Genomic DNA, 9,176 nt, shown 5'->3' on the forward strand with positions numbered 1-9,176 from the left:
TTTATTTAGGGGAATTTTAATGCCCTTTTAATCTAGCAGCATTACTTTACCCCATTATGCCCCAATTGATAGATTTAAGTACCTTCGGAGAAGAGGAAGGGAAATTGACCGTTTTTGAGAAAATTTTACCAGGAGATATAAAACGAGTTTTTTATATCTACGGCGTGCCTGATGACCAAGAGCGTGCAAAACATGGCCATTTTACGGCGACAAATGCGTTAATAATGGTCGCAGGAAATTGTCGGGTTCAGGTTAGTCACAGTGGACAAGAAGATACGTATATTCTTGATTCGCCTTCGCAAGCACTCATTTTACATCCAGGAGATTGGCACATTATGGATCAGTTTACGCCAGATGCGGTGCTGTTGGTGATGTCAAATCAATACTATGATAAGAACGACTATTTCTTTGAAAAACCATGATACTTCACCTCGACCTTAAACGTACAAATCAGCCGTATCAGGCTGAAATAGCGGAAGCGATGCAACGCGTGGCGGAGTCAGGATGGTATGTGTTGGGAAAAGAAGTGGCATCGTTTGAAGAAAATTGGGCGGAGTACTGTGGAACGTCTCATTGTTTGGGAGTTGCCAATGGACTTAATGCCTTAGAATTGATTTTTAAAGCCTTTGATTTTCCCGCAGGAAGTGAAGTGATTGTTCCTGCCAATACCTACATCGCTTCCATTCTTTCGGTTACTACTTTAGGGTTAACTCCGATTTGGGTAGAACCAGACCCCAAAACATTCAACATTGACCCACGTAAGATTGAAGAAAAAATTACGCCTCGTACCAAAGCCATTTTAGCCGTACACCTCTACGGAAAATGCTGTGATATGAAACCCATTTGGGACATTGCGCGCAAATACGGCCTCAAAATCGTGGAAGATGCTGCCCAAGCCCATGGCGCTATTTACCAGGGTCACAAAGCAGGTAATTTGTCGGATGCGGCAGCCTTTAGTTTCTACCCAACCAAAAACTTGGGTGCTTTGGGAGATGCAGGAGCCATCACAACCAACGATTCTGACTTGGCACGTAAAATAGCTAGCTTACGAAATTATGGTTCTACTATCAAATATTACAACGACCACGTAGGAACCAATAGTCGTTTGGACGAACTACAAGCGGCGATTTTGAACGTGAAATTGAAGTATTTAGAAACGGAAAACCAACGCCGCCGCGAACTAGCGCGTTTTTATTTGTCTGAAATAAAGCATCCTGATTTGGTACTTCCGAGTCTCAAAACGCTTTACGAGGATGCGTGGCATTTGTTTGTGGTACGTCATCCCAAACGGGAACAATTCATTGATTATTTGATGGAGAATGGCATTCAAGCCACGGTGCATTATCCAGTACCTCCGCACAAACAAAAAGCCTATTCGGAATATAATCATTTGAGTTTGCCCATTTCGGAACAAATTCATAATGAAGTGATTAGCCTTCCTTTGAACCCTTCGCTAACCGACGAAGAGGCGCGCCATATCGTTCAAGTCATTAACCAATCTGTCTATCAACCTCATGCTGCTGTCGGTTATCATTCCCGTCTATAACAGCGAACAGACGATTAATCGACTCGTTGAGCATGTACTGGAAACGCTGGACCGAACTACCCTCGAAATCGTGTTGGTCAACGACGGTAGTCGCGACCGTTCGGAGCAAGTTTGTACGGAATTAGCAAAGCGTTTTTCGGAAGTGAAATTTATTTCATTGCGTCGTAATTCAGGGGAGTTCAATGCCGTCATGTGCGGTTTGAATCATGCTTCGGGCGATTATTGTGTGATGATTGACGACGATTTCCAGAATCCTCCTACCGAAATTTTAAAACTCGTTGAAACGGCTCAACAGGGCGATTACGACGTGGTATATTCATTTTATGCCACCAAAAAACACTCGTGGTTTCGAAATTTTGGCAGTTGGTTGGTCAATCGGGTGACTACATGGTTACTCGAAAAACCCAACGATTTGTACTTGTCGAGTTTTAAGTTGATTAATCAAGCTGTCGTTCAAGAAATTATCAAATACAAAGGCCCATATCCGTACCTCGACGGCCTGATTTTTAGAGCCACCCGTAACGTAGGACGCGTGCAGGTGTCGCACAATGCCCGCGAGGAAGGTGAATCGGGATATACTTTGCGTAAGCTCACTTCGCTCTTTATGACCATTTTGTTTGGGTATTCGCTCAAACCTTTGCGGTTGTTGACAGCCACGGGTTTGGCCTTTTCGGGTTTCTCACTACTGGCAGTACTGATAGACTTGGTGTTGTACGCCATTCATTCTGAGTTCTTTATTTTGAATTCGGTACTCATTCTGCTTACTTTTTTTAGTGGATTGATTTTGACCTGCTTAGGGATTGTGGGGGAATACATCGGCCGTATTTTTATGGCCCAAAGCGGCTTGCCACAGTACGTGGAGAAAATGGTGATTACAAAGGAGCCGCAAATAAAAAAATAAGAATTTTTAACGCGATTGCGATGATAGGTAAACAGGACGAATACGAACGGATGTTCAACGCTGAACGCCAATTGTGGTGGTACAAAGTGCTGCACCAGAAGGCAACCGAGCGTATCAAACAACATTTTACGAATCCAACAAACCTTACGATTTTGGATGCAGGATGCGGAACGGGCGGAATGTTGATTCATTTAAAAGAACAAGGTTTTAAGGCCATCGAAGGGTTTGATTATTCGGAAGATGGCGTCAAGTTTTCGCAGTCGAGAGGCTTGGACGTGACGTATTTTGACCTAACCAAAATTGCGGCTTATAAACCCGAAAAAAAGTTTGACGTTATTATCTGCAATGACGTTTTTACGTATTTTTCGGATGAAGTTATTGTGGATGTTTTAGCCGCTATTAAGGCTAAACTGGCCCCAAACGGCATTTTTATTACCAATAACAATGCCCACGCTGCTTTTGCGGGAGTACACGATGTGGTGGTGGGAGGACAAAAAAGATTTGTCAAAGAGGACATGCAAAGGTTGGCAAAAGCCGCCAATTTAGAAGTGACCTACGCAACCTATTGGAGTTTCTTTTTATCGCCACTTATCATGGCAGTACGGGCATGGCAACGGTTTCAGATGAAACGGGGGTGGATTGACCTCAGTAAAGAGTCGTCTGATGTGGCAGTTCCGCCGTCTTTCATCAATAATACGCTGTATTGGTTGGTAAAAATCGAAGAAAGTATCATTGGTAAAGGCCCTTTCGGAAGTTCGGTTTTTGTGACCATGGCTCCTAAGAAAGTATGACAATAAAACGCGCTGATACTTGGTGGAATGCCCTATTCGTCAGTAGTTTACTCGTGTTGATAGCCATTAGGTGGTGTTATCAAATTCCAACCGAACTGGATGTGGATACGAGTACGTGGATTAGCTCGGCCATCAGTACAGCGCACGCTGACCGCCCGCTTTGGACCTTACTCAATTATTCCGACAGCCGCCCACTCACGGTACTTCCTTTGGCGGTGGCCGAAATGGCAGGAATCAAAGTCGATTGGGCGCTGGCCGACGGGATTGGGGTCATGCTCTGGGTCGCGACGCTGACGTTTGTTTTTCTGATGTTTAAACATTGGTTTTCTTCGGCACGGTCATTTTTGTTTACCGCTCCTCTGCTGCTCTTCCAAGCGTTTCATTTATGGCCTGGTTTTATGACCTACAATTCAGAACACGTTTGTATTCTGATGTTGACGGTAGGTTTTTGGGCGGTTATTAAACTGAAAAACAGCACTTATCCTTCGTGGTGTTATTTCCTCTTGGGGGTGTGGCTGGGGCTTTTGCCGTTTGCCAAGTTTCAAACCATTCCGATGGGGTTGATTTTGGCACTTTTTCTCCTTTTTTTTCTACTCAAAACCCAACAATGGAAACGCCTTTTGGCGTTGGTGGGAGGCGGAATTTTGCCTGTTTTGTTAGTAAACGGGTATTATTATCATTACGACCAACTGGAAACATTCTGGAATGATTATTTCTGGAGTTATTATTACTACTCATTTTCTACCGTACATTCAAAACTAGAAACCAGCAACCGTTTCAGTCCACTTACCATCGGGCGATTTGTGTTTCAGCCTGCCGCTACCCGCGTTTTTTGGGGAGTTCAACTTGTATTAATTTCGACAGGGGTTATTCAGTTTTTACGATTTCCTTCGCGGCACGTGGTCGTTTCCCGCTCCGTGATGGGCCTTGCGGTGGGAATGGCCTTGGTAAGTTTGTACGCCGTTTTACAAGCAGGAAATCCGTTTGACCATTACTTATTGTTTTTGTTTGTTCCTTCGGTCGTGCTGGCGAGTTTTTGCTCTCTGTACTTTTCGCCCAAAACGTTTTCTAGCTTGTGGACAGTTGCCCTTTTGGCAATCGCCTTGGAAGGTATCAGAAATGTGGTTGTGTTTCCTTTGGGAACGATTCCTAAGCTGCCTAAGTCAGATACAATGATACGCAAGGCAATACAAGCGAATATTTTTCCCAATGAAACAATGACAATTTGGGGCTATGCCGACCGTTTTTTTGTATATGAACACTTGCCAGCGGGCAATCGCCTTCCACACTCGTACTGGATTTATACCGAAAGCCCCTTGCAAACCCACCGTCAACGCGAATTAATTGATGATTTAGACCAAAATAAACCCGCGTTATTTATGGATGCCATGGTGGCTCCCGTGTCAACCATTTATGTTCCTGCCAATGTGAACTACCGCCACGAAAAATTTCCAATCATTGCAAAATATGTTAGGGAGCATTATACGTTGGTAGATGTAGTGAAAGGCGCTCGCTTTTACCGACGAAAAAAAGAGTGAAATTTGAATCGAAGTGGCCTATCAGCGAGAGAGTGTCAAGCGCTTCATTAAATTTGTATTTATAAAAATGAGTAGTGAGTTAAATAGCAAATAAAACATCATGTCAGACAAAAGCACCGAATTCCTTTATAATTACTTAAACAACGCTTCTCCGACGGGTTTTGAATCGTCGGGACAACAAATTTGGCTTGATTACTTGAAGCCTTACATCGATGATTACCTCGTGGACACGTACGGAACTGCCGTGGGTATCATCAACCCCGACCAGCCGTATAAAGTGGTGATTGAAGCGCACTCGGACGAGATTTCTTGGTTTGTCAATTACATCTCAGAAGATGGCTACATCTACGTGATTCGTAATGGAGGTTCTGATGCTCTTATCGCTCCTTCAATGCGGGTTAATCTTCATACAAAAAAGGGTACTGTCAAAGGTGTTTTTGGGTGGCCTGCCATTCACGTGCGAGACCTCGCGAAAGAAGCTGCCCCCAAAGTGGCGGACTTAACCATCGACGTGGGAGCGAGTAGTAAAAAAGAAGTAGAAGAAATGGGCATCCACGTGGGTACGGTTGCTACGTTTTCGGATGGCTTGTTTGAAATGAACAATCGCTACTACGTAGGGCGTGCGTTGGACAACCGCATGGGTGGGTTTATGATTGCGGAAGTAGCGCGTCGTTTGAAAGAAAACAACATTACGTTGCCATTTACGCTTTATATCGTCAATGCGGTTCAGGAAGAGATTGGTTTACGCGGTGCTGAGATGATTGTGCGTCGTTTGAAACCAGATTTAGCGATTTGTACCGACGTAACACACGATACGCAGTCGCCGATGTACAAGAAAAAAGAACAAGGAGACATGAAGTGCGGCGGCGGGCCTGTATTGTGCTACGGCCCTGCGGTGCAAAACAACGTGCTAGACATGTTAATCGGGGTTGCCGAAGACAAAAAGATTTCGTTCCAACGCCAAGCCGTAAGTCGCTCGACGGGCACGGACACCGACGCTTTTGCGTATGCGACCGAAGGAGTTGCCTCAGCTTTGATTTCATTGCCATTGAAATACATGCACACCACCGTGGAAACCGTTCACAAAGATGACGTGCAAAGTGTAATCAACCTCATGTATGAGGTGCTCGTTCAACTCAAAGGAAACGAGGACTTTAGATACATTAAATAAGGAATATAATGCAGTTTTGAGAAACCGCAGGCACGGGCGCTGCCCCCGAACTACGATTCGGGGGCAACAAGGCCTAGCGTCTCCGACGCGTCTTTTTGCAGCAACTGGGTTTTGAGAAACCCTGCTGCGGTTGTGAGTAACCGCAGGCACAGGGTGGATCCAACTACAAGCCTTGAAAACCAAATTGTCAAAGAACGAAAAAACAATTATTATTATTTGCTTATACTACACCTGAGCGTAACATCAGTTATTATTATGGAATATGAGGAAAATAAGAAAAAAGAAGATTTACTAGAGAAAGTAACAGCCCATTTTGATGCATTAGGTTTAGATGACTGGAAAGCCCAAGGTAATGCAAAAAGTGGCGGGCAAGCCATCGGGATAGCTGTAAGAAATATAGCTACTAAAGAGTTGGGTTTTTTTAGACTTTTGAATGCTCCTTCAGAAGATGAAATTAGAAGATTTAAGAGGGAAATAAAAATTTTGACTGACGAAAGATATTATCATAAAAATGTCATCAAAATTTTGACTCATTCTACTTCAGGTGATAACTATTGGTACATATCAAAGCAAGGACAGCCATTTGATACTTGGTGGCATAAGCGAAAAGAAAAATTAGATTATGACCCCAATCGAATATTTGACGAAGCAAAAGAAATAGTCTATAATCTTGCTGATGGGTTAGTAAAGCTACATAAGGAAGGAGTAGTACATAGAGATATTAAAGTACCCAATATTGTGGTTATTGATGATGAGCCAGTACTAATTGATTTTGGAGTATCTTTTGACCCTGAAGACGAAAGACTCACAGAAGTGGGTGAAGCTGTTGGGAATGAAATGCATAGTCCTGATGTAGCAAGAAATTGGTTAGAAAAAGTACTAACTTGGATTGATATTTTTCATCTTAGTCAGCTATTTATGTGGATGGTTGCTGAGAAAAATGTTAAACATTATTGGAGACGTCCTCTTCACTGGAGATATGTAAACTATTCTAAAGGTTTATCAAAAAATAATGAAAATATCATCAGAGCAGTTACTGCAATAGCAGGGACTCCCGAGACCAGCCCAAAAGATGCAGGACAATTTTTAGATATACTTATTCAAGTGACATCAAATTATGAGAATTACAATATGGATGAAGCGTCAAAAAGAATTTTGCAGGAAATGGAAGATTCGAGTGTTAGTAAAACAAAGGCACGCGCGGAGAATATAGAGATGCTAGGTGCTGATTTTGAGCTTATTAAAATTTTTGAAGAAAAAATAAACACATCTATCATCAAGGCAGTAAACTCTCTTGCTCCCAGCTTAATGGAAAAAATTCACATACCTACAAATATAAGGTTATCTGAATATGCTGATAAAATATTCTCAAATTTGGAGTATAAATTTGAGAATACAAGGCCCCGTTTTGGAAGCTATATGTTTCCCTGTTTAACAATCCAATTTGGTAATGATCCTGCGTTTTGGCTAAGGACTTTTATCTGCATGGAGATACCTTCCTATCGTAAACGCTATGATAATCCGATTTCTGATGAATATTTAAATTTCTATTTATGGTTTGAGTTTGAAGGCTCTGACAGCGATTATTTTGGCAGAAATGGTCTAACTAGGCCTCATTATGTTTGTTTTAAGCCTACAGGTGAAATACAGGTACTGTATAATGAACAATTTTTTATACACGCACGCAAGGCAAATACCATAGATGGTTTTATAGAATATGCTATAGAGCAATTTCAAAATCCTAAGTGCTGGAGATTATTCGGGAAGAGATTATAATATATCTGTCCTATTTGCTTGGATATGCCAACTGCGGTTTTGAGAAACCGCAGGCACGGGCGCTGCCCCCGAACTACAATTCGGGGGCAACAAGGCCTAGCGTCTCCGACGCGTCTTTTTGCAGCAACTGGGTTTTGAGAAATCGCAGGCACGGGGGCGTAAGTAACGACCCCTCAAGACTTTGTAGTTTCTCAAAATTTTTGTAAATTCACAGAGTGAAAAAAGGGGAAGAAATATTATTAGACTTCTTTGTGGATAGGCTGACAAACTCCATCCAAAATACTATATCAGGAGATAGTTTTCCTACTGAAGTCTCTCGCTTTACGCTCAAAGACAGTAAACGAACTGCCAAGAAAAATGGTTGGAACTTCAATTGGAAAGCAGAATTGAAGGACGATATTAATGAAGTTTATAAACTTACGATTGTAAATAATCCTGATATTATTCAGGGAGTTTTGAGTGTTCGTAAAGAAAGTGACCATATTTTCATGAACTTGCTTGAGAACGCACCTTTTAACATTGGACAAAATAAACTCTATGAGGGCGTTGCAGGAAACCTCGTTGCTTATGCCTGTAAACTTTCTTTTCAATACGGTTTTGATGGGTTCGTGGCGTTTACTGCTAAGACTAAACTAATAGCCCATTATGAAGCTTCCTTGGGGGCTAATCACATTGGGGGGCATCGAATGATTATTGAAACCCACGCAGCAAGATTTTTAGTCGAAAAATATTTTAAATCATAATTCTATGGGATTTATAAAAGAACCTAAGGGTATTGACTTTATTATTCAAAGTAAACCCCTGACCGAGAAAGACAGGCAAGATATCAGTAAACATATTGCAGATTATAAAGAGAAGTACGCTAAGAAGCTGGTTGTCAAAACGAAAGCAAAACAACCAGCCTGAAACAGACAACTTCAGAACGAACACCGCTGCTCCCGAACTACGATTCGGGGGCAACAAGGCCCAGCGTCTCCGACGCGTCTTTTTGCAGCAACTGGGTTTTGAGAAACCCCGCTGCGGTTGTGAGAAACCGCAGGCACGGGCACTGCCCCCGAACTGTGATTCGGGGGCAACAAGGCCCAGCGTCTCTGACGCGTCTTTTTGCAGCAACTGGGTTTTGAGAAACCCCGCTGCGGTTATGAACTGTGTTAAAAAACAAAGCACAAGGCAACTATTATTTTGCGAGCGCAATTTTGCTAGCCTGAAAGTCATTTTGAAATACAGCATTGTTTTTGACGATAGCGAAAGCCTGTCTAATCAATTTGTGGGCAACAGCCATTTTAGCGGCTTTTTTGGATTTCCCTTTAGCCAGTAGTCTTGTATAAAGTTCTTTACAATCCAAGTTAAATTTGGCTGCTGATTGAGCTGCACAAAAGAGAATAGACCTGAGTTGTTTGCAAGCAGTGTTAACTAATCTGCCTCTACTTTTTAGGGAAGTTCCTGACTGCTT

At 42.5% G+C, this 9,176-nt stretch carries 10 protein-coding genes; 9 read left to right on the forward strand and 1 reads right to left on the reverse strand.

What is annotated here, in order from left to right; genetic code table 11:
- The first annotated feature begins 56 nt into the window (after positions 1–56).
- From K339_RS0105545 to K339_RS37445, 9 genes are all read left to right on the forward strand, one after another.
- Positions 57–422, forward strand: a complete 366-nt coding sequence (locus tag K339_RS0105545) for a sugar 3,4-ketoisomerase (protein ID WP_028522727.1) — start codon at positions 57–59, stop codon at positions 420–422.
- A complete protein-coding gene (locus K339_RS0105550) occupies positions 419–1,546 on the forward strand; it encodes a DegT/DnrJ/EryC1/StrS family aminotransferase (protein WP_028522728.1) in 1,128 nt (375 codons plus the stop codon). Before K339_RS0105545 ends, K339_RS0105550 begins: the two co-directional genes overlap by 4 nt.
- Entirely contained in the window at positions 1,515–2,447 is a 933-nt protein-coding gene (locus tag K339_RS0105555; protein WP_028522729.1) for a glycosyltransferase family 2 protein, read from the forward strand. The genes K339_RS0105550 and K339_RS0105555 overlap by 32 nt, the downstream gene beginning before the upstream one ends.
- Positions 2,448–2,467: 20 nt before the next feature.
- A complete protein-coding gene (locus K339_RS0105560; RefSeq protein ID WP_028522730.1) occupies positions 2,468–3,238 on the forward strand; it encodes a class I SAM-dependent DNA methyltransferase in 771 nt (256 codons plus the stop codon).
- Positions 3,235–4,776, forward strand: a complete 1,542-nt coding sequence (locus K339_RS0105565; protein ID WP_028522731.1) for a hypothetical protein — start codon at positions 3,235–3,237, stop codon at positions 4,774–4,776. Before K339_RS0105560 ends, K339_RS0105565 begins: the two co-directional genes overlap by 4 nt.
- 100 nt (positions 4,777–4,876) lie before the next feature.
- On the forward strand, positions 4,877–5,947 hold the full coding sequence (locus K339_RS0105570; protein ID WP_028522732.1) for a M42 family metallopeptidase: 1,071 nt from the start codon (positions 4,877–4,879) through the stop codon (positions 5,945–5,947).
- 153 nt (positions 5,948–6,100) lie between these two features.
- Entirely contained in the window at positions 6,101–7,723 is a 1,623-nt protein-coding gene (locus K339_RS0105575) for a protein kinase domain-containing protein (protein WP_157607480.1), read from the forward strand.
- 215 nt (positions 7,724–7,938) lie between these two features.
- Complete coding sequence (locus tag K339_RS0105580; protein WP_028522734.1) at positions 7,939–8,466, forward strand: hypothetical protein; 528 nt, start codon at positions 7,939–7,941, stop codon at positions 8,464–8,466.
- Between the two features lie 4 nt (positions 8,467–8,470).
- The gene (locus K339_RS37445) at positions 8,471–8,629 is read left to right on the forward strand and encodes a hypothetical protein (protein ID WP_169731816.1); all 159 of its coding nucleotides are present in this window, start codon (positions 8,471–8,473) and stop codon (positions 8,627–8,629) included.
- A gap of 271 nt (positions 8,630–8,900) precedes the next feature.
- On the opposite strand, the gene K339_RS32655 is transcribed toward K339_RS37445, so the two are convergent.
- Positions 8,901–9,176 (reverse strand): transposase (locus tag K339_RS32655; protein ID WP_037299307.1); only part of this gene is annotated, 276 nt, incomplete at its 5' end.

It is taken from the genome of Runella limosa DSM 17973 (assembly GCF_000482465.1).
GTDB classification, from domain to species: domain Bacteria; phylum Bacteroidota; class Bacteroidia; order Cytophagales; family Spirosomataceae; genus Runella; species Runella limosa.

Excerpts from the sequence above, each read along its gene's own strand:
- K339_RS37445 (WP_169731816.1), top strand. The coding sequence starts at position 8,471 with ATGGGATTTATAAAAGAACCTAAGGGTATTGACTTTATTATTCAAAGT.
- K339_RS0105565 (WP_028522731.1), top strand. The coding sequence starts at position 3,235 with ATGACAATAAAACGCGCTGATACTTGGTGGAATGCCCTATTCGTCAGT.
- K339_RS0105550 (WP_028522728.1), top strand. The coding sequence starts at position 419 with ATGATACTTCACCTCGACCTTAAACGTACAAATCAGCCGTATCAGGCT.
- K339_RS0105570 (WP_028522732.1), top strand. The coding sequence starts at position 4,877 with ATGTCAGACAAAAGCACCGAATTCCTTTATAATTACTTAAACAACGCT.
- K339_RS0105560 (WP_028522730.1), top strand. The coding sequence starts at position 2,468 with ATGATAGGTAAACAGGACGAATACGAACGGATGTTCAACGCTGAACGC.
- K339_RS0105555 (WP_028522729.1), top strand. The coding sequence starts at position 1,515 with ATGCTGCTGTCGGTTATCATTCCCGTCTATAACAGCGAACAGACGATT.
- K339_RS0105545 (WP_028522727.1), top strand. The coding sequence starts at position 57 with ATGCCCCAATTGATAGATTTAAGTACCTTCGGAGAAGAGGAAGGGAAA.